Origin of the sequence: Anabaena sp. CCY 0017 (assembly GCF_963920885.1) — a bacterium.
In the GTDB taxonomy this organism is placed as follows: Bacteria; Cyanobacteriota; Cyanobacteriia; order Cyanobacteriales; family Nostocaceae; genus Nodularia.
Genome location: NZ_CAWUDG010000001.1, coordinates 196510 through 218164, shown reverse-complemented (window position 1 = coordinate 218164; position 21655 = coordinate 196510). Strand labels below are relative to the sequence as shown.

General features: G+C 41.5%; 16 protein-coding genes. 8 read left to right on the top strand and 8 right to left on the bottom strand.

Translation table 11 applies throughout. The annotated features are described in order from the left end of the window. Positions 1–115 precede the first annotated feature (115 nt). The 3 genes from ACM0OW_RS00975 (at position 116) to plsY (ending at position 2650) form a co-directional block, all read left to right on the top strand. Positions 116–529 (top strand): DUF3119 family protein, encoded by a 414-nt coding sequence (locus ACM0OW_RS00975; protein WP_414548169.1) that lies wholly within the window; start codon positions 116–118, stop codon positions 527–529. A gap of 105 nt (positions 530–634) precedes the next feature. Further along, positions 635–1930, top strand: a complete 1296-nt coding sequence (locus ACM0OW_RS00970; RefSeq protein ID WP_414548168.1) for a DUF3086 domain-containing protein — start codon at positions 635–637, stop codon at positions 1928–1930. Between the two features lie 39 nt (positions 1931–1969). Beyond that, the gene (plsY, locus tag ACM0OW_RS00965) at positions 1970–2650 is read left to right on the top strand and encodes a glycerol-3-phosphate 1-O-acyltransferase PlsY (protein WP_414548167.1); all 681 of its coding nucleotides are present in this window, start codon (positions 1970–1972) and stop codon (positions 2648–2650) included. A gap of 229 nt (positions 2651–2879) precedes the next feature. Here the strand turns inward: plsY and ACM0OW_RS00960 are convergent, their stop codons facing one another. From ACM0OW_RS00960 to ACM0OW_RS00945, 4 genes are all read right to left on the bottom strand, one after another. Continuing rightward, positions 2880–3215, bottom strand: coding sequence for a tRNA-binding protein (locus ACM0OW_RS00960; RefSeq protein ID WP_414548166.1), 336 nt, complete (start codon positions 3213–3215; stop codon positions 2880–2882). After that, positions 3212–3997 (bottom strand): twin-arginine translocase subunit TatC, encoded by a 786-nt coding sequence (gene tatC, locus ACM0OW_RS00955; RefSeq protein ID WP_414548165.1) that lies wholly within the window; start codon positions 3995–3997, stop codon positions 3212–3214. Before tatC ends, ACM0OW_RS00960 begins: the two co-directional genes overlap by 4 nt. 114 nt (positions 3998–4111) lie before the next feature. Further along, positions 4112–6307: a transglycosylase SLT domain-containing protein gene (locus tag ACM0OW_RS00950; RefSeq protein WP_414548164.1), complete on the bottom strand. Its 2196-nt coding sequence runs from the start codon at positions 6305–6307 to the stop codon at positions 4112–4114. 500 nt (positions 6308–6807) lie between these two features. Further along, positions 6808–8067 carry an FAD-dependent hydroxylase gene (locus ACM0OW_RS00945; RefSeq protein ID WP_414548163.1) on the bottom strand — a complete coding sequence of 420 codons (1260 nt, stop codon included), beginning with the start codon at positions 8065–8067 and terminating at the stop codon, positions 6808–6810. 122 nt (positions 8068–8189) lie between these two features. On the opposite strand from ACM0OW_RS00945, the gene ACM0OW_RS00940 reads away from it, so the two are divergent. Together ACM0OW_RS00940 and ACM0OW_RS00935 are read left to right on the top strand one after the other, a co-directional pair. Further along, positions 8190–9761 (top strand): metallophosphoesterase family protein, encoded by a 1572-nt coding sequence (locus ACM0OW_RS00940; RefSeq protein ID WP_414548162.1) that lies wholly within the window; start codon positions 8190–8192, stop codon positions 9759–9761. A 50-nt stretch (positions 9762–9811) separates the two neighbouring features. Then, positions 9812–10537 (top strand): class I SAM-dependent methyltransferase, encoded by a 726-nt coding sequence (locus ACM0OW_RS00935; protein ID WP_414548161.1) that lies wholly within the window; start codon positions 9812–9814, stop codon positions 10535–10537. Positions 10538–10645: 108 nt separating this feature from the next. Here the strand turns inward: ACM0OW_RS00935 and ACM0OW_RS00930 are convergent, their stop codons facing one another. From ACM0OW_RS00930 to ACM0OW_RS00920, 3 genes are all read right to left on the bottom strand, one after another. Next, positions 10646–10921, bottom strand: a complete 276-nt coding sequence (locus tag ACM0OW_RS00930) for a hypothetical protein (RefSeq protein ID WP_414548160.1) — start codon at positions 10919–10921, stop codon at positions 10646–10648. A 139-nt stretch (positions 10922–11060) separates the two neighbouring features. Next, complete coding sequence (locus tag ACM0OW_RS00925) at positions 11061–14231, bottom strand: efflux RND transporter permease subunit (RefSeq protein WP_414548159.1); 3171 nt, start codon at positions 14229–14231, stop codon at positions 11061–11063. 222 nt (positions 14232–14453) lie between these two features. Then, positions 14454–16001, bottom strand: coding sequence for an efflux RND transporter periplasmic adaptor subunit (locus ACM0OW_RS00920; RefSeq protein WP_414548158.1), 1548 nt, complete (start codon positions 15999–16001; stop codon positions 14454–14456). A gap of 445 nt (positions 16002–16446) precedes the next feature. Here ACM0OW_RS00920 and ACM0OW_RS00915 point away from each other — a divergent pair, with 445 nt between their 5' ends. Next, positions 16447–16935 carry a hypothetical protein gene (locus tag ACM0OW_RS00915; RefSeq protein WP_414548157.1) on the top strand — a complete coding sequence of 163 codons (489 nt, stop codon included), beginning with the start codon at positions 16447–16449 and terminating at the stop codon, positions 16933–16935. Here ACM0OW_RS00915 and gloB read toward each other — a convergent pair whose 3' ends face one another. Next, the gene (gene gloB / locus ACM0OW_RS00910; protein ID WP_414548156.1) at positions 16936–17709 is read right to left on the bottom strand and encodes a hydroxyacylglutathione hydrolase; all 774 of its coding nucleotides are present in this window, start codon (positions 17707–17709) and stop codon (positions 16936–16938) included. It lies immediately after the preceding gene. 357 nt (positions 17710–18066) lie between these two features. On the opposite strand from gloB, the gene ACM0OW_RS00905 reads away from it, so the two are divergent. Together ACM0OW_RS00905 and ACM0OW_RS00900 are read left to right on the top strand one after the other, a co-directional pair. Continuing rightward, entirely contained in the window at positions 18067–19275 is a 1209-nt protein-coding gene (locus tag ACM0OW_RS00905; RefSeq protein WP_414548155.1) for a glycosyltransferase family 4 protein, read from the top strand. Between the two features lie 95 nt (positions 19276–19370). Continuing rightward, a complete protein-coding gene (locus ACM0OW_RS00900; protein WP_414548154.1) occupies positions 19371–21614 on the top strand; it encodes an ATP-binding cassette domain-containing protein in 2244 nt (747 codons plus the stop codon). Positions 21615–21655: the final 41 nt, after the last annotated feature.

Sequence of the window (21655 nt, the reverse complement as noted above, 5' to 3'; positions counted from 1 at the left end):
TGAGTAGAGGTGGGTTTAAGCAGTCAGTCTGTGGTTGATCGAAATCCTTAGTAAACCCGCCCGTAAAGGAGTGCTTAGTGAAAAGTTAGAACCCGTAACTCTTAAAATAGGATAGATGTCTAGTACAAAAACAGGATTGCAAACTGTGACAAGTTCATTTGCGCCTTCAACATCAACTGTGGAACTCAAGCCTAGCTACAATATCCCTATTGTGTTACTAGTTGCTGCTGTGCCATTACTGATAGTGCAGCTTTGGGTAGGAGTAGTCATCGGATTGTTGGGTTTATTTCTTTTAATTCAAACTCGGAAAATACGGTTACACTTTACCGCTACAGACTTAGATATTTACCGAGGCGAAAAATTACTGCGGCGCTTTCCCTACCAGGAATGGCAAAATTGGCGGATATTCTGGAATGGAATTCCCATCTTGTTCTATTTTAAAGAAGTCAACAGCATTCACTTTTTACCAATTTTGTTTGACCCCAAAACCCTAAAATCTTGCCTCGAAGAACGTTGTCCACGTATCTAAGTGCTTTCTAAGTTCTGTTAGCGTAGCTCGTGCTGAGTGGTTTTGAATTTAGACTATATTTTGTGAAAGTTATTTATTTGCATCATAGGAATTGCATTATTGTTTATGAATCCAGAGGAATCTCAAACCCCAGAACAGATGGATGAGTGGTTGGAACAAATAGAAGCAGAAAACCCAAAGCCAGAAAAGCCAGAAAGCTCATCTGTAGAGTCAGTCCTGGAACTAGAAGCGCCAACTTCATCATCTGATATACAACCAAATAACGTTAAACTTGAGCCAATTATCTCTCATCCAGAAGTCGTAGATTCTGCATCTGAGTCTACAGAAGAGTCAACTGTGGAATTGGGAGTCCCGTTAGAAATAGAAACTCCTGTACTATTGTCAGACGTAAAATCAGAGTCCCAAGATAATTCACTATACGCCGAAGCTGAGGACAGAATTGCCGAGTTGCAACGCACAGAAGCAGCGCTGAAGGCGGAAATAACCAATTTAGAAGTAACTTACAAAACCCTTCAGGAACAACTAAGCGAAACTCAAACCTCTTTGGGACGAATTGTACAAGAATCGCTAGCGCAACTAGAACAACGGAAACAAGCACTGCAAATTTCTGTAGAACAGCTAGAACGCCGCCAAGAACGTATTCGTAACGAAATGCGAACTACTTTTGCGGGAACATCCCAAGATTTAGCTATTCGGGTACAGGGCTTTAAAGACTATCTCACTGGTAGTTTACAGGATTTGGCTATGTCAGCAGAGCAATTGCAACTAGCACCACCAGTTGTGGTAGAACGAGCCAAACCAGTCGCTCAAGAGGTTAAAGTACCCCAAGAACAACCAGGAACACCGCAATTTGCCCAACAACAGTTTCAAGAGACTACAAGCAAAATTCGCCGCCTGATTGACCAATATCGCAGCAAACCTGATTATTATGGGCCGCCTTGGCAACTGCGCCGGACTTTTGAACCTGTTCACGCTGAACGAGTTTCTGATTGGTTCTTCAGTCAAGGGGGACGGGGTGCTTTGCGGAGTATGGGTAGCCGCTTACAGAATATTCTCATTGCTGCGGCTGTGGCTTCGATATTACACCGCTTATATGGGAATCGCATCCGCACTCTAGTTTTAGCTAATTCACCAGAACGTTTAGGTGAATGGCGGCGCGGTTTGCAGGACTGCTTAGGAATTGGTCGTCCTGATTTTGGCCCAGATAGAGGTGTGGCTTTGTTTGAAACGCCGGAAGCTTTAGCTCAAAAGGCAGACAGATTGGTTAAGGCTAATCAATTACCTTTGATTATTATTGATGATTCGTTTGAGCAAATTAGTTTAGCAATGTTGCAATTTCCTTTGTGGTTGGCTTTTGCTCCTGACCCTAAAACTGTGAGAAATTATAATGATGATTTTTAATTCCTCAATGTTAACTGTTAACTGTTAACTGATTTAATTATGGTTGTCTGGCTCAGTTTGTGTGGTGTGGCTTTGGTTGTAGCTTATCTGTTGGGTTCTTTTCCCACTGGCTACATTGCGGGTAAGTGGTTACAGGGTATTGATATTCGGGAAGTTGGTTCGGGTTCAACGGGCGCAACTAATGTATTAAGGACTTTGGGAAAAGGTCCGGGAGCTTTTGTTTTAGTGATTGATTGCTTGAAGGGTGTTTTAGCGATCGCACTTATTTACTGGTTATTCTCTTTTGCTTCTGGTCAAAGTCTTATCCCCTCAACGGTAGATATCCCAATTTGGCAACCTTGGATGATTACTTTATCTGGTTTATGCGCTATTTTGGGACACAGTAAATCTATCTTTTTGGGCTTTTCTGGTGGGAAGTCTGTGGCTACCAGTTTAGGCATTTTATTGGCGATGAATTGGCAAGTGGGTTTGGCTACAGCAGGCATTTTTGCTGTGTTTATCGCTATATTCAGGATTGTATCATTGAGTTCTATTGCAGGTGCGATCGCTGTTCCTATTTTGATGGCAGTTTTACGGCAACCTTTACCTTCTATTCTGTTTGGTGTTGCTGGGGGGTTGTATGTGATTTTACGCCATCGCACTAATATTGAGCGGCTGCTTGCTGGTATGGAACCGAAGATTGGGCAGAAGTTAGCCACGGAAGAAGCTGCTGATGGCTGATTTTTTGAATATTGAGGAATTAACCGCCAAGAAGCCTAAAGCCTTCGGCATAGCTAGAGCCTCCGGCACGCTAACGCGAACGCTTACCGCGCAGCGTCTCCCCTTGGGAGAAGAACGCCAAGGGAAGAGAGGAATATTGATTCAGTGCAAGTTTAGTTTACCCAGTCTCAGAAGTTCTCTCCAATTCTCCCCTCTCCTTAGTAAGGAGAGGGGCTGGGGGTGAGGTTCTTTATGAAATTCTTTGGCCTAATGGTACATCTCTATCTGGTTGAATTAACACAACTTCGCCATTTTCCCCAACTACGCCTAAGACTAACACTTCTGACATGAAATCGGCTATTTGTCGGGGCGGGAAGTTGGTAACGGCTAAGATTAATTTGTTTTTTAAATCTTCGGAATTATACAGTTTAGTAATTTGGGCGCTGGATTTTTTAACGCCCAATTCACCAAAGTCTATCCACAATTTATAAGCTGGTTTTCGGGCTTGGGGAAAATCTCTAACTTCGATAATTCTACCCACACAAATTTCTACTTGTTCAAAGTCGTCATAGTTAATTTGTGTCATTTACCTGTGAGTTTCACTAGACCAATACCACCAAAATACAGTCCTAAGACTGCACCTGCTAACAGACTTTGGGTGAGGGGGTCAGTGGAAGGGGTGAGGACAGCACCTAAAACTACTGCTCCCATAATCACAAAACGCCAGCCAGCAATCATCCTTTGAGAGGAAACAATTCCCAAATTCCCTAGTAATAATTGGATAATCGGAATTTGAAATGCTAAACCAGTACTAAATAACAGTAGCAGCACAAATTCAAAGTATTTGTCAATCGACCACAGTTGGTCTACGACATCTTCACCGTAGCTAATGAAGAAATTCAAAGCTGCGGGAATTAGTAGCAAGTAGGCAAATACCAAACCAGCTGCAAACAGCACACTGGAACCCAAAACGACTGGCCCCAGTAAGCGGCGTTCCCGGCGTGTTAGCCCTGGAAGCAGGAATTGGATAATTTGATAGAGAATGAAGGGGCTAGAAAGTACTAAACCACTGTAACCTGCGACTTTAATGGAGACAAAGAAATATTCTCCGGGCGCAAGTTGGAGAAATTTTACTCCTTGGGCTGGGACTTCTAGTAACTTGACAATTGGCTTAACGGCGATGAAACAGCCAATTACACCAAAGACGACAGCAATCAGAGAATAGAAAATCCTTTGTCGTAACTCTTCGAGGTGGTCGAAAAGGGACATTTCGACTTCATCTGGTAACTCATTGAGAGGATCAATTTCTGAGTTGCCATATTCCTCTTGGTCGAGATCAGGAGTAGTTACATCTTGTGAGGGTGTCATTAGTCAGCTCAATAGGCAACATTTGTTAACTATTGTATCCGGGTAAGCAGCGACCAAACTATATTTTTGGCAGCGTGAAAATTTTGGGACTGTTTTTCAGACATCCTCAGAGAATTACCTTTGGGGCAATTTTGGATGTGTTTCTGAGTATCTTGCTACCTTAGCCGAAATCTCAGGATTGTAAAGTCGCAGATAATTCCAGTAGTTACCAAATACTTGTCGCACGTAATTTTTCGTTTCATTAAAAGGAATGTCTTCCACAAAATCGTCTGGATCATTGTTAGGAATCGTTCGCAGCCATTTGGCGACGTTACCGGGGCCGGCATTGTAGCTGGCGATCGCTAACATGGAGTTATTGTTATACTGCCGATGGGTATAGTCTAAATACCATGTCCCCAAATTAATATTTTCATTGGGATCTTCTAAATTAATGGTTTTGCTATCCAAATTTATTTGCGGCGCAATCCATTCACCTGTAGCGGGCATGACCTGCATTAAACCAGTCGCACCAACCACGGACTTAATTTTTGGCTGAAACATGGACTCTTGACGCATCAAGCCTGTAACTAGCAGAGGATTTAACTGCCGTTCAGTAGACCATTTTTTAATTTCCTGGCGATAGAGAAAAGGATAACGAGCTTGCCAATATTTTATCTGTTGGCTCAAAGCCTGATACTCGGCTTGTTCCTCTGGTGTTTCTCTGTCTTCCAACCGAGAAATCAGGCTAATTGCTGAGAGATTGTTTCCCTTAACTAGCCGCATTAATCCTTCGGTAAATTGTTCGGCTACCGTGGGCTGGAGTTTATTCAGAAATTCTGTTTCCCATTGCAACCAAGCATCATTGTCTTCGCCTAACAAATACAGTTCTTTAAAGGTGTCTGAACCTGCGGGAGGTACTGGACGTGTATTAGGAACTATTTCTGGTTGCAATTGCCGCACGTTGTCAAAGTTGCCGACATTCAGCCCCAAGTTAGCAGCCGATCGCCAAGCATAGTAAGAGTAAGGATATTGACTCAATACATACTCATAAGCGGCTTTCGCTTCTTGCTGCTTTCCTAATCTTATCGCCCATTTACCTACCCAAAAGCCTGCTCTGGGAGCTAAAATACTATTAGGATTATCGGTAGCAATTGGTTGCGCCCATTGCCAAGCCCCTGCGTAATTTTGCGCCTTGGCTTGCTGGTTGGCTTTCTCCCAGCGATACTCTGCGGCTTGATTAGAACTACCGTATTTGCTTAAAAGTAATTCCCAAGTTTGTTGAGCCGATTTTTGATCGTTAAGTCCCTGGTAAATTTTGGCTTTTTCTACTATTGCTCTACTGGCTTCTTGAGGAAACTTCACAATTATTCTGTCAAGATAGGGTAAAGCATCTTTACGAGTTTTAGCCAATTCTGCCAAACGTAATAAACCTAGTCCCGTTTCGCTAGCTTCAGGAAATTTTTGTACTAGTTGATTATAAGTAGCAATAGCTTTTGGCTGTTCTTTACCTCCTATCTGTATTCCTCTGGCAGCGCGGTAAAGGTTGCGGGAGGTTGGGGGTGCTTTAAAATAGGCATCACCGGCTTTGGCAAATTGATTGTTTTCCCAATAAGCTGTACCAACAATTTCCCATTCTTCGGGTTTGAGATTCGGCTCTTTGATTAGTTGATCTAAAACGCCAACGATTCCAGGTTGATTATAGGCGTACTGCGCCAGAATTAACCGCAACTGTGGCTGATTGGGATTTTCTTGTAACCGCTTCTGAATAATGTCCCAGGTGAGGGGATTAGAAGGAAATTGCGCGATCGCTGTATCATGATGCTCTGGTAGGGCGATCATATATAGAGCTTTAGCTTTTCCTGCTGCTTCGGGATACTCTCTCAGCACTCTTTGTCTGAGGTCGGAAGCTTTACCGCCTTCACCCAGTATATCTTGTGCCTGTGCCTGTTTCAGCAAAATATAGGGGCCAAGACTGGGATAACTTTTTTCTAGTCCTTGGAGAAGATTTAAAGCTTGTTCCGCGTCCCTAGTGTCAATTAAATCACTAGCTAATAAATAACGGGCGCGTTCCCTGTCTGGTGAATTGGAACCGTTGGCGATCGCTTCTAGTTTTTCGGCCCGTTCTGTTCTAGACTGAGATACTAATGGAAATACAGCTGAGTTGGCTTGATTAGCTGGAGAAATTTGCTCAGGCTGATTTCTAGACAGACTAAAACCTTGTCCTAAGAATTTACCAATTTCAGGTGCTGATACCATTGCGCCTGCTGAAAAGGCAAACAGTGCTGCAAAAGCAATGAAAGAAATGTGTTTTTTTTGTAGTTTCTTCAGCATGAATATTCGCTGAGAAGTGCCGTTAAATTTCTGGAAACTCTAGGATTCCTGGTGGTGGGTGTAATCACTTTTTCTGTTTTGATGTTCAATTACTTGGAGAATAAAAACTGTTGCCAGTAATGAATTCTACTGCACACCCTTAATCATGTAACATCTATCTTTAGTAGATGATATGAAATTTTTTAGCTATTTTAGCTGAAAGTCATATACATTGTACCCAGTATGAGTGCATTAAATATTTTACCAATTTGCTAGCAAGAATATAATTCCAAAATTTTCCACTTTTGTAGAGACGCGATTCATCGCGTCTAAATATATTATGAGGAACGTATCGCTAAAGCGAAAGCTCCGCTAACGCGTAGCGTGCGCGAAGCGCATACCGCAAAGGACGCAAAGTACACAAACGAAGAAGGAAGAAGGATTTTCCCATCATTCCAATTTATTCCCCCCTCCCTGCACCCTGCACCCTGCACCCTGCACCCTGCACCCCTCCCTGCCTCTTACCTTCTGGCTAATTCTGGGGTACGTCCTTTCAACCCAATCATCAATTTCAGCGCAAACACTTTTAACATCGGTATGCGCCGCATCATCCCTAAACCCAAGCGACGAACTATTACCAGTGGTAAAAAGTTATTAGAAAATACTCGATCTAACAAATCGGTGAAACCTAAAATTGTCAGGTTTTCTAGCTTGCGCCAACGTTCATAGCGTTTGAGGATTTTGACATTCCCAATATCTTCACCTGCGGCGAAGGCTTTTTGTATAACTTGCGCTAAAGCGGCTGCATCTCGAATCCCCAAATTTAAACCTTGTCCGCCGACGGGATGACAATTGTGGGCGGCATCGCCAATTAAGGCTAATCTGGGGAGAACATAGCGATCGCTTTGCATAAGTTGGACTGGAAAAATAAAGCGATCGCCTAGTAATTCTAATTTACCCATTTGATCACCATAGCGGCGGCTGAGTTCTGCCAAAAATTGCTCGTCATCTAAAGCACACAAAGCCTTGGCTTCTGCATGAGGGGCTGTCCAAACGATGCGGCAACGGTTTCCCGGCAGAGGTAAAATCGCAAAGGGTCCGCTAGTCCAAAATCGTTCGTAAGCAGTATTGTTGTGTGGTTTTTCTGGCTTAACAAATGCTACAATACAAGATTGCCAATATTTCCAGCCATTGGTTTTAATTCCCGCAGCTTCACGAATGCGCGATCGCGAACCATCAGCTGCTACAACTAATTTACTGCGGACTGTCTGAATTTGATCAGCAATTTTAATATCTATAGCCACAATATCTTGCTGATATTCTGTCTTTACCACCTCAGCCGGACAGAGATAAGTCACATTCGGACAATTTTGGACAAACTCCTGCAAAGGCTGTAACAGCGCTTGATGTTCTGCCACATAACCCAACTCTGGCTTACCTATATCATCCGTAGCAAATTCTACAACATCAGGATAATCGGCATCCGAAAGACGAACTTGGCAATATTTAGCAATTTGAGGCGATATTTCCTCCCAAATCCCAATTCCTTGGTAAATGAGAGCCGAAAGCATATGAATTGCATAGGCTTGTCCCTTAGCAACTGCGGCTGACGCGACTCTAGCCTCAATTAGTAAAACACTTAAGCCAGAATCCTTCAAAGCCGAAGCTAAAGTTAAACCAATAATTCCACCGCCGACAATGACCAAATCATAATCATATCCCCGATGATCTGGCGGTGTTTGTGCAAGGGGAAAATTTTGATGTAGCTGTGTGAGCGCCATTGTTAAGATAAATTAAGGCATCCTAACTCTTATTTTTACGCAAACTCACAAATCCGCGCAACTTATCCGCTAAATCGCAGGTTGCTGTCATCAAAAAAACTTAAAATTCAGGAAAATTACAGATGAAATTAATTTCTGAACCATCAATTTCCGAGAAAATCCACAAAATGAAGCAAAGAGTGCGGTGGCATCATCCCCAGATAGTCTCTCAGGGAATCGACCAAACCAGCATGGTAATTGATGATGGTAAAGAGGACAATCCGGAATTTTCCTTTATGGTAATTGGTGACACTGGTACAACATCTCTTTACGGATACCATCCTCAACGGAAAGTTGCCGAATTAATGCTTCCCCATAAAGACGATTGCCGTTTTGTCTTACATACTGGCGATGTCATTTATGCAGTGGGTTCCCATGAGTATTATGCTAAAAACTTTATTCAACCTTATCGAGAATTCCTCGTAGGCGGAGACCAACCCGAAAATATTGCCTATGATCGGATGTTATTCAATCTGCCATTTTTAGCAGTACCCGGTAATCACGATTACTATGATGTGCCATTGATGTATCGTTTATTTACAGGAAGCACCCGGCCGTTACGTCGATTCCTGCGGTACAAAGACATTGAAATTGGTTGGCATGGATCAAATAAAGGTGATGCTTATGCCAGAGCATTTCTTGACTATATAGGGGCGATCGCTTCCCCAAAAGAATTACAAAATCATTTAGATCAACATTACACTGGTATAATTGACGCGGGGCGGTGTTTGCGTTATCAACCCGGAAAATTCACCCGTTTACCCAACCGCTATTACACCTTTCGTTACGGCGGTATTGACTTTTTCGCCTTAGATTCCAACACATTTAATACACCATCTCCCTTACCAGAAACCCCAGAAGGGGAAATGAACCGCCGGGAATTGCAGCAGCGTCGCCAAGTCATAGACCAAGAAGAAGAGCAAATTTTAGCAACCTGCGACCAACTTAACCCCGAAAAACCCACCGAAGCAGAACAACTTGATTATCTCAATGCCAAATTAGAGCAAATCAACGAAATTAAAATTGACATTGAAAAACAACTAGCATCCAACGCCACAGACATTATAGATTTTGAACAACTGAATTGGTTAAAAAACAGACTTATAGAATCGTGGCACACTTCAGAAGTGCGGGGAAGAATTATCTTCTTTCACCATCCACCCTACGTCACAGAAGCCACAAAATGGAATCAAGCCCAAACCTTAGCAGTGCGCCATCGCCTCCGCTTTGTATTTGAACAGGTAGCAGAAACCCTGGGTTCCCAAATCAAAGACCGTCCCATAGTTGATTTAATCTTCAACGGACACGCCCACTGCTTAGAACATATTCGCACAGGTGACACAGGATACGCCGATTCTCATATTAACTGTATCATCTCCGGTGGCAGTGGTCATTATCCCCGCCGTCAACGTCGAGAAGGCAATGACTTAATAGAAATTTTCACAGAACTTCCTGGTCGTCCCCCACGCAAAGTAGCCGAGTCCTTACTCTTTTTCGGTCGCAACGGAAAAAAAACCCACAAGCATCTACCTTACTCCTGCGTAAAAATTGACGTTCAAGCTGGTACTCCACCCAAATTCATTGTCACACCCCTAGTAGCCGATCGCATAGGCGAAGAATGGCAAACCCCTCAAATTCAACCATTCGTAATTTAAAACCTCCGCGCACCTTTGCGTTAACCTCAGCGTCCCTCTGCGTTTAAAACATGAAACTCATCACCATCCTCCTCCTCCTGTTAAACTTCCTATTTATCCCCATCACCACAGCAAACGCCGCTACTCTCTTCGATAATATTTATGAACAGCGAACTCATCCTAGTTCAGACGGTATCGGAAAATACTACATGGGGCGAGAAATAGCCAAAGTCATGGGACACACAGGCGCAGGTTGGTTAGAAAGACCTAGACGCGAGGTAGAAGAACAACCTAGTAAAATAGTCAGTGCGCTGAATTTACAACCCAATAATGTAGTGGCGGATATTGGCGCAGGTACAGGATATCTCAGCTTTCGCATTGCACCATTATTAACAGATGGAAAGGTGTTAGCTGTAGATATTCAACCAGAAATGCTAGAGATAATTGACTTTTTCAAACAAGAAAAAAATATTACCAACGTTGAGCCAATTTTAGCAACTCTCACCAACCCCAACCTTCCAGATGCAAGTGTGGATTTAGCGCTAATGGTGGATGCTTATCACGAGTTAGAATATCCCCAAGAAGTGATGACAGGAATTGTTAAAGCCCTGAAACCAGGAGGTAAAGTAGTGCTGGTGGAATATCGGGGCGAAAATCCCTTGATTATGATTAAACGTTTGCACAAAATGACTCAAAAGCAAGTTCGTAAAGAAATGCAAGCTGTGGGTTTAGTTTGGCGAGAAACCAAAAATTTGTTACCTCAGCAGCACTTAATGATATTTGAAAAGCAAGTCTAGTGGATGGAGAGGACTTTAGTCCTCTCTATCTCCTTTCGGAGACGCTACGCGAACGAGACGCTACGCGGTAAGCGCAGCCATGCCCGCAGGGCTTTACACTACGAACTTTTATTCAGGTCGAATCAGGCTAACGTTTTTGGTTGCACTGTCCCAAAGTATCCAGTTAGTAGAATTATCTACATCTTCTGCATTATTAGTAACTTTAAAATATACCTTTTCCTGTCCCTTGGGTTCAATAGCAAAGTCGGCATTTTGGGCATACACTACTTTAAAACCTTTGTCCCGCAAACAATACATCGCCCAAGCTTTTAATGATTGCTTATGTGGTTCGTGGGGAATTGGTGGGTTGGTGATAGTGTCTTTTATGACTTGAAATATCTCCATTAGTTTCTCGTTGAAAGTTGAGATTGATTGCACGCAGAGGCGCAGAGGCGCAGAGGAGGAGAGGAAGAGAGAGTTAGATTATTATGAAAAAACCTCTAGTTCCCCTCCTCGCTTGCGGGGAGGGGCTAGGGGTGGGGTTTTATTCATCATGTTTTGACGAATATGTAGTTTCTCTATCCAGTTCCATTTGATGGCGATTTGATTTAAACAAACTTTCTGTAGTTGTTTTAATTACAATATACAAAATTGGCACTACAAACAAACTCAAAAAGGTAGCGATTAACATCCCACCAAATACGGTTGTTCCCAAGGACTGGCGACTTCCCGCACCTGCGCCTGTGGCTATTGTCAAGGGGAAAATACCCAGAAGTGTAGAAAATGCCGTCATCAAAATCGGGCGTAAACGCTCTTGTGCAGCTTCAACAGCCGCTTTAGCAATGGAAAACCCTTCATTTCGTAGTTGGTTAGCAAATTCTACAATTAAAATGGCGTTCTTACTGGCTAAACCAATCAACATGACTAGACCGATTTGACAGTACACATCATTGGCAAATCCTCGCATTGATTGGGCTATAAGTGCGCCAAAAATTGCTAAAGGTACTGCTAAAAGGATAATTAAGGGGTCTATGTAGTTTTCATACTGAGCTGCTAGGACTAAAAAGACAAAGACGATTCCTAAACCAAAGATAATGGGTGCTAAACCGCCAGATTCTATTTCTTCTAATGCGGTTCCTGACCACTCATAACCAAAACCGGGGGGTAAAATTTCCGCCGCTAATTGTTCCATAGCCTGAATTGCGTTTCCCGAACTAGAACCTGGAGCAGCAGAACCATTGATTTCAATTGAGCGAAATAGATTGTAGTGATTAATGGTTTGCGCCCCTACAACAGAAGTAGTTGTAATTAAGTTCTTTAAAGGAATCATTTGATTGGTTTGAGAACGAACATATAGTTTGCCTATGTCTTTGGGGTTAGAGCGAAACTGTTGGTCTGCTTGGATATAAACTCGATAATTACGCTGCTGGAGGTTGAAATCGTTAACATATTGAGAACCCAATGCAGTTTGCAGAGTCCGGAAAATATCATCTATGGAAACTTGCAGTGCTTTGGCTCGGTTGCGGTCTACTTCTACCAGCAATTGTGGTGTTTCTGCGGCAAAAGTACTAAATACAGCTTGTAATCCTGGTGTTTGGTTGGCGCGACCCAGCATTTGCCCCATTGATTGAACTAAACTGTCTAAGCCACTACTCCCTCTACGGTCTTGGAGTTGAAAATTGAAGCCACCAAAGTTACCTACGCCTTGAATAGGTGGTGGGTTTACGGGAAAGATTCTGGCTTCTGGGATGGCGAATAATTTTCCGCGTAAGTTACCGATAATCGCTTGTACTGTTTGGTCTGGTCGTGAGCGTTCTGCCCAAGGTTTTAATGTGGTAAATATAATACCAGTGTTAGCAGTATTACCACTGAAGCTAAAGCCGCCGACAGCAAAGGTTCCCACCACTTCAGGAATTTGGAGAATTTCTTTTTCTACCTGGGCAATGACATCACTGGTGTATTGTAGGGAAACTCCTTGTGGTCCTTGGAGTATTGTAATAAAAAAGCCTTCGTCTTCTTCTGGGAGAAAAGCTGTAGGTACTGTAATATACAGCCAAACTGTCATTCCCAAGGAGACAATGAATAATCCTATAATAATATTTTTAAAGCGGACTAGGAAATTAAGCGATCGCTCATAGCTTCTTTGTACCGAATCAAGTACCTGATTAACTCGATCAAAAACCCGACCCAGCCAGCCTGTAGTTTGCTGTCCAGGACGTAGCAGTAAGGCACATAAAGAAGGTGTCAGAGTCAAAGCCAAAAAAGTAGAAATCACAATGGAAAAGGCGATGGTCAGGGCAAATTGCCGATAAAGTGCGCCTGTGGTTCCCGGAAAAAACGCCACTGGGATAAATACCGCCATCAGCACCAAGGAAGTAGCAATCACTGCACCAAATAGTTCCGCCATTGACTCACTGGCGGCTCGGCGAGGACTCATGCCTTTATCTTTAATAAAACGGCTGATTTGCTCAACGACCACAATCGCGTCGTCTACCACCATCCCAGATGCTAAAGTTAGACCAAATAAAGTCAAACTATTAATAGAAAAGCCAAAAAGTCTAGCAAAAATAAATGTCCCAATCAGAGACAAAGGAACCGTCAGGGCGGGAATTAAAGTAGTGCGCCAGTCCTGCAAAAAGACAAAAATTACAATTACAACCAGTATAACTGCTGCAATCAGAGTCTTGACGACCTCTGACATCGACTCTTCCACAAAGCGTGTAGTGTCAAAAGCTACCTCATACCGCAATCCCGGCGGAAAATTGGGAGCTAGTCGCGCCATTTCTTCCCTAACTCCCCGCGCCACATCTAAGGCATTACTTCCAGGAAGCTGATAAATACCCAAACCTACCGCATCTTTAGCGCGATATCGCAAAAATGAGTTGTAATTTTCGGCTCCTAGTTCGGCTCTCCCCACATCTTTCAGCTTAATTAATGTGCCATCATCGTTAGTTTTCAGGACAATTTCTTCAAATTCCGATGGTTCGGTCAGCCTACTGACAGCACGCACATCTATTTGATAACTTTGCCCTTCAGGAGCAGGTTCTTGACCAATTCGCCCCGCACCGACCTGTAAGTTTTGTTCCGATAAGGCATTGGCTACATCCGCAGTCGTTAGTCCCCGACCTGCAAGGCGACTAGGATCTAACCAGAGACGCATAGCATAACGACGTTCGCCAAAGATGGTGACATTACCCACACCTTTAACTCTTTTTAAAGCATCTCCTAAGTAAAGGTCGGCATAGTTGCTTAAAAATATATTGTCGTACTCATCATTCTCAGCAAATAGACCAATTGCTAACAGTATATTGTTAGATTGCTTTGAAACCCTAACCCCAGTGCGTTGTACTGCTTCTGGTAGTTGCGGTTGGGCAACAGAAACCCGGTTCTGCACATCCACAGCCGCAATATCTGGATTTCGGGATGAATCAAAGGTAGCTGTAATATTAGTAGAACCATCATTACTACTACTAGAAGTAATGTAGCGGATACCTTCAATACCGTTGATTTGCCTTTCTAAAATGTTTGTGACACCGCTTTCTACATCCTCGGCACTGGCTCCGCTAAAGTTAGCCGTGACGTTGATTTGAGTGGGAGCGATATCTGGGAAACGAGCAATGGGTAGTGTAGGAAGACAAATCAATCCCAATAGCAGCACAATCAATGCACAAACTGTCGCAAAAACTGGCCGTTTAATAAAAAAATCAACAAACATAGATTTGAGAAATTAGTAGTTAGCAATTAGTCAACCAATTTGGGATTTCATTGACAGCGCATTTCATCTAAGCGACTTACACAAAGACAAGAAGACCAGCCCACAAGATTGATAATAATTAGATATGTACTTCAATGACTGGCAAACTGCTGTAATGGTTAAAATCTCAAATTCTGAATCCAAAAAATATTCAATTACGAATTACGAATTACGAATTACGAATTACGAATTACTATTCCCCATTTCTTCAGGTGCAAGCATAATCGGCGCATTATTCGTTAGATTGAGAATACCCGCAACAACTATTTTGTCTCCAACTTCCAGTCCTTCCAGAACTTGATAATTGTTTCCTTCAATAGCTCCTAATTTCACGGGTTTTTGTATAGCTACGAGATTGGGCATTCCTGGTTGCGATTCTGCTGGTGCTTCAGCCACAAACACAAAAGTCTGTCCACCCATGCGAGATATGGCTTCAGTGGGAATTAATATTCCTGGACGCTCATCCCAAATGACTCTGGCTTGGACGCTCAGGCGATTGAGTATTTGGTTTCTGGTATTAGCAAAGGTGGCTTTAGCTAAAATATTCTGCGTATTCACACTGATGTTAGGCGAGATGAAACTTACTTGACCCGTAACGGCAGGTTTGCCTTCAGCATCTAAAACTTGTACAGGTAATCCCACACGTAACCTTTCGGCTTCATTGAAAGGGATAGATAAATTCAGTTCCAAAGTCCTATTTTGATTTAGTGTGGTGAGTTCATCTCCTTCGCTGACAAAATCTCCTATTTTTGCCGGGATATCACCGAGAATACCAGTTAGAGGAGCGACAACGTTTGTGTATTGCTTTTGGACTTCCGCTACCTGAACTTGGGCTGCGGCTTCCATTACTTGAGAACGGGCTTGGGCAATTTCTTCGGGGCGGGAACCATTCTCTAGTTGTCTGACATTTTGTTTTTCTAGTTCTACAGCCGCAGCTAATTCATTAATATCTGAGCTTCTGCTTTTGCGGAGTTGGTCGAGCCGTCTTTGGGCTTCTTTTAGCCTAGCTTCAGCGCTTCTTTGTTCTCCGAGAAATCCTTCTAATATGTCTTGAGAAACAGCACCTTCTGTTCTTAATTGTTGGTATCTTTGACCTCTTGACTGTGCTAATTCTAGATCAGATTTAGCGACCTCAATTTGAGCTTCCGCCTGAGCAATTTCTTCGGGGCGCGCTCCCCCTTGGGCATTTTTGAGGCGAGTTTCAGCTTGGGCTAATCTGGCTTGGGCTTGGGCAATTTCTTCGGGACGTGTACCTGCTTTGAGTTCTGCTAGTCGGGCTTGGGTACGGTCTAATGTTGCTTTTGCTTGTCGTAGGCGGGCTTGGGTGTCGGCACTTTGCATCCGAATTATAACTTGCCCTTTTTGGACGCGATCGCCTTCTTTAAATAAAATTTCACTGATTCGCCCATCAATTTCCGGCCTGAGTGTTACTGAGCCGGGAGCGTCTAAAAAACCCCCAATTATTGAACTGTCTTGTATAGTTTTAGTTTCTACAGTCGCTAACTTCACAGGAATTCCCATCGCTTGACCCGCAGCAGCTCTATCGCCTGGTGGTCCATTACCTGCAAAGCTATTTTGCCACCAGCGCCAACCAACGCCGCCACTACCAGCAATTAACAAGACGATACCCAAAATTAACAGCCAACGTCGCTTTGGACTTGGTTTCAATGTTTGCTCTTGCTGTTCAATTTCAGCAGAAACTGGAGACTCAGGGGGTTCAGAGTTGAGCATCTTTAATTTTCTTATCTTATAAATCGACTGGGAAGTTGTCATCTCAGCTTGCTTGGCAAACCTGATCTGATATGTAAGGTTGTTTGAGAAAGTTTGTTGGTATATTTTAATTTTGTAAAAACTGTGGTTTATTTCCAGCCATAAATCAAGAATTAAGCAATGTGTATTGGGCAAATGTAAGCACTTGCTTGCATTATATACATAAGGTGAGAAAATTTGTAGAAATTAGCAGAATTTGATCGCGATCGCTAAAGAATGTGCATCCAAATTTCAGCCAAAGAAATTTAGGGGCGAAATATAAGTTTTAATTATTTAATTTAAAAATGTAGCGAGAGGTGAAAATGGATAAAAAATCTATTGTTCCAATCTACATAGGGTAGTCTAGCTGGCAATGGATGTGTTTAGAATATCTAATATTAAATGAGAAGTTCTATATTTATTACAAATGGTGACGACTAACGAATTATTTCCCAAAGTTATTTCCCTGATTTACGAAAATAAAACCTCACTAAAATTTACACAGGCAAAACAGCATATAGATAAAATCCTCAAATTTTTCACAGAAACTTTAGGCGATCGCAGTTTTTTTGGTGGCGAACAGTTATCCTTAGCAGAGATTGTGGCTGGATCTACAGCCCTTCCGGCTATTAGGCAATACAGTTTTTCTCCTTGTCCCTCTCCTATCATAACTTTCAGCTTTTGGGATGTACCTCATAGCTGCCGGAAGTGCTGTATTGTGCCTGGATTACCAAATTTGGGTATTTCTCTCGACCATTACCCCAAACTACATGATTGGTCGGAAAACTTAATGCAGCGTCCCGCATGGCAAAAAACGGCGCTGAGTCCAGAGGAATTTGAAGATTTCAAGCGGCGAGTTAAAGTTTTGGTGAAGTTGCGTCAGCGTCAAAATAGCTGGGGAAAATCAGCAAATTAACTAAAATCTATCTTTCATTCCCCGTAAACGAGCAAAAGTCTGTACTGGATCACTACTTTTGGTTACTAATTGTAATGAGGGTTGTTCCCAACGTAAAAACGGATTGGTCAGCTTCTCCACACCCAAAAATGAGGGAACAGTAGCTTCTTGGCGAATCCGGCAGTTCTTTACTTCCTCGTAGCGCCTTTGTAATTCAGTATTATCACTATCCACAGTCAGAGCAAATTGCAAATTTTTTAAGGTGTATTCATGGGCGCACCAAACACGGGTATTATCTGGGAGAGAGCGTATTTTACTCAATGATTCCACCATCTGCGTCGGTGTGCCTTCAAATAAGCGTCCACAACCGCCAGCAAACAGGGTATCACCACAGAATAGTTCTCCAGTTTCACTAGATGTTACAGGAGGGAAGTAGTAAGCAATATGAGCGCGAGTATGACCAGGAATGAAGAAAACTTTAGCAGTGCGATCGCCAAACTGGACGCGATCGCCTGCTTGCAAAAATACCTGTTGTCCCGGAATTCTGCCTCTATCCTCGGCTCCCGCATATACTGTCAAGTCGGGGAAATGTTCGATTAATTGCTTGTTTCCACCCACATGGTCGTTATGGTGGTGAGTATTGAAAATAGCTACCAACTCGGCTTTGAGTTCAGTCAGTTTCTGCAATACTGGTTCAGCCTCTGCCGGATCAATAACAGCAGCAATATTTTTTACGATATCATGCAGTAAGAATATGTAGTTATCTGAAAGTGCTTCAATCCGGATTACCTGCATTGGCTCTTTCTCCCTCATCATGTATTTTATCTATCCTATAACTCCAATAAGTTGTTGAGCTACTTGCTTAAATTTACTAAACTGTCTATATTTTGTTTATTATGGCTGTTATATTTAACAAACCATGATAACATATAACCGTAGTTATACTTAAGTAATACTGGACTTCATCAAAGCTAATCTTTATGACTCAGTAATATTTCTCTGGGAAACAGTCTAAATTCCAAGGTAAATTTATTGTTGGCTAAAACATTAAAAAACAATTATGGAAAACGCTGAACGTTTTTGCAGATCATCTGAGTTTATAGCCAAGTTACTGAATATCTTCTTGTAAATATTAACTAAAGCAAAATTATTGTGAGTTTACAGCAAAGAAAAACTCAATTAAAAATTTCAATACTAGTCAGCGATTTGTCAAGTACCGGGGCTGGGCGATGGGGCGGTGGCGGTGTACGTTCATTTTTGTTGGCTCAAGCCCTGCAAAAGCTTAAATATGAAGTAGAAATTGTAGGGTTTGTTTTTGGTAATCAAGCAGCAGTAATGCCTCAATCTGAAATTGCAGTTAGTCATGTTACAGGCTATAACTATCCAAAATTCCTCAAATCAGCCTCTCAAGTTCTCAAAAAACTCGATGGTGATATTATTTATGCTATGAGACCAAAGCCTACTACCTTGGGCATTTCTCTGCTGAAAAGGTTAAAAACCCATCGACCGATTATTTTAGATATAGATGACTGGGAACTGAGTTGGTATGGTGGCGATAAATGGCAGTATAACCCCAGTCCCAAACAATTATTCCGAGATATTTTTTTTAGAACAAATGGTGCTTTGAGATATCCTGATCATCCACTTTATTTAAAGTGGGTGGAAGGCATGACACAAAATGCTGATGCCATCACAATTCATACCCAATTTTTAAAAGAGCGATTTGGTGGTGTATATTTGCCCAACGGCAAAGATACTGGTTTGTTTAATCCTAATCTTTATAATGCTGAAGAAAGTAGAGCGCGTTATGGGCTGTCTGGATATCGAATTTTAATGTTTCCCGGTGCGCCAAGACCATACAAAGGAGTTGAAGATGTCTTAATAGCTTTAGAACAGCTCAATGAGCCTGATTTAAGATTAGTAATTGTCGGTGGTAGTCCCTATGATGATTATGATGCTCAACTTATGGAAAAATGGGGGCATTGGATCATTAAGTTACCCAAACATTCATCTACAGAAATGCCTAAAATTGTAGCCGCAGCACACGTTATAGTGGTTCCACAGCGAAATACTCCAGCCGCTTTAGCTCAATTCCCTCTGAAATTAACTGATGGTATGGCTATGGCGAAACCTGTTTTAGCAACAAGGGTAGGAGATATTCCCGAAATTCTCGGCGAAACAGGATATTTAGTTGATTCTAGTTGTCCAGAACAAATAGCAGAAAAGATTCAATGGATATTTCAACATTTCGATGAAGCTCAAACAAAAGGTCAAATGGCTAGGGAAAGATGTGTTAAATGTTATAGTGTTGATACGATGGCAGAGACGTTATCTAAAGTTATTTCTCAATTAGAGAAATAAAGTTCAACAAAATTATATAATTTTTCAGGCATCTGAAAATAGAAAAATAAATCTTAAGTACGGGTCAAATTTCTAAGGTTATCTATAAACTATTTATGTCTACTCTTAATCAGCTAGTAAAATTCATTAAGCCTTATCCAGGCAGAATTATTTTAACGATAATCCTGGGGTTTTCTGGAGCTTTATTTAATGGCATCAGCACAGCCATGATTGTGCCAATAGTCCTAAAAATAGTAGGACAAGAAATAGATTTAACAAATGCTCCACCCATTATTAGAGCTATTATGTCGCCATTTGATAATTTTCCTGAAAGTTATCAATTGGGATTGATGGCAACATCAATTATAGTGATCATATTTTTGAAAAATGCTTCTAGCTACGTCAGTAGTTTGGCATCTAGTTCTGTATCTCGAACGCTTACCTCTGATATGCGTAAAGCAGGTGTACAGTTATTACTAGAAATGGATATTAATTATTATACAAGGATGAAACTGGGTGATTTAATGAATCGCCTGAATGGAGAAATCCCACGTGCTTCTAGTTCTTTAAATAATCTAATTAAATTAGTAATACTTGTAATTACAATCTTAGTTTTTATATCTATTTTATTATCAATTTCCTGGGAGTTGACGATTGTTTCCACATTTTTACTAACTGGTGTTACTTTAGCCAATCAATTTGCCATTAGTCGTTCTAAATATTTTGGTAAATTGTTAACCGAAATGTCTAAAACGCTCACCAATAATTTGATAGAAACTTTGAGTGGAATTCGCTTAGTTAAAGCAACTGCTAATGAAGACTTAACATATCAAAAGATTAATGAATTAATTCAAGCCCGTGAAACAGCCGAATTTAAGTCCCAGGTGAATTCTAATATGATTGCACCAATTAGTGAAGTTGCGGGACTGATATCTTTAATTTTGATTGTGTTTGTAGGAAGAATGTTATTTGCGGAGCAAGTTGCTTCGCTTTCAGCCGTTCTTCTGACATATTTATTAGTCCTACTGCGGCTGCTACCTTTTGTGTCACAGTTAAATACTCTTCGCAGTAGCTTTGCCAATAACTCAGCTAGTGTGGATATGGTGGCTGATTTTCTACAACGGGATAATAAGCCATTAATGGCTAACGGTAATTTATCTTACACAAAATTACAGGAAGGAGTACATTTTAATCACATATCTTTCGCATATCCTGGATATGATCAGTTAGTTCTGAAGGATGTAAATTTATACTTACCACGAGGGACTACGCTAGCTTTAGTAGGCAGTTCTGGTGCTGGTAAATCAACCCTAGCTGACCTATTACCAAGGTTTTATGACCCAGTATCTGGCTATATTGCTATTGATGGGATTGATATACGTCAATTTAATATCAAAACTCTGCGTAAGGCAATGGGTATCGTGAGTCAAGATACTTTTCTGTTCAACGAATCAGTAAAACATAACATCGCGTACGGAAAACCTGGTGCTAGCGAAGCAGAAATTATCACAGCCAGCAAACGGGCAAATGCCTATGAATTTATTAGCAAATTATCTCAAGGTTTTGACACAATCATTGGAGATCGAGGTGTCATGCTATCTGGCGGACAGCGCCAGCGCCTAGCAATAGCGAGGGCTTTGCTGCAAGATCCAGAAATTTTGATTTTAGATGAAGCTACCTCAGCATTAGATACTGTTTCAGAACGTTTAGTCCAAGAAGCAATAGATGATTTAAGCCGCGATCGCACCACCTTAGTAATTGCCCACCGTCTTTCTACAGTCCAAAAAGCTCATCAAATTGCAGTATTCGACCAAGGACGCGTAGTGGAAATAGGAACCCATAACGAACTTTTACAAAAAGGTGATTACTATTCGCGCCTCTATAAAATGCAATTTGGCGAACAAGTAGAAGATTCTAGCAAATCTAATCAAGTTTTTATGCGGATTTCTTACGAAATCCGCACACGGTTGAACTCCATTATTGGTTGCTTGAGATTATTAGCTGATGGCATGGTTGATAATGCCAAAGAAAGGGAAGAATTGCTGAACGAATCTTACAAATCAACATTGAGAATTATTACAAACATTGAAATTTTTCAGGAAAGTATTCAATTACAAAATAGCTGGAAATCATCAGCAGTCATGAGCAAAAACCAGATAATTTACGATCAGGAGCAAAAGGTAAGGCAAATGTTTGAAGAAGTTCAGATAAAACTCAAAAATATGATAAATTACTTAGTTTTACTTGCCGATGACTTAGTAGATAATGTCCAGAAAGAAAATCAATTAATTGCTGATTCGTATGATTTAGCTATTTACTTGCTGGACAGTTTAGAAACACTAGAAAAAATAAAAAAATAAACTATAAATACTATCCATTTTGTCCGAAATAAAGTTTATTA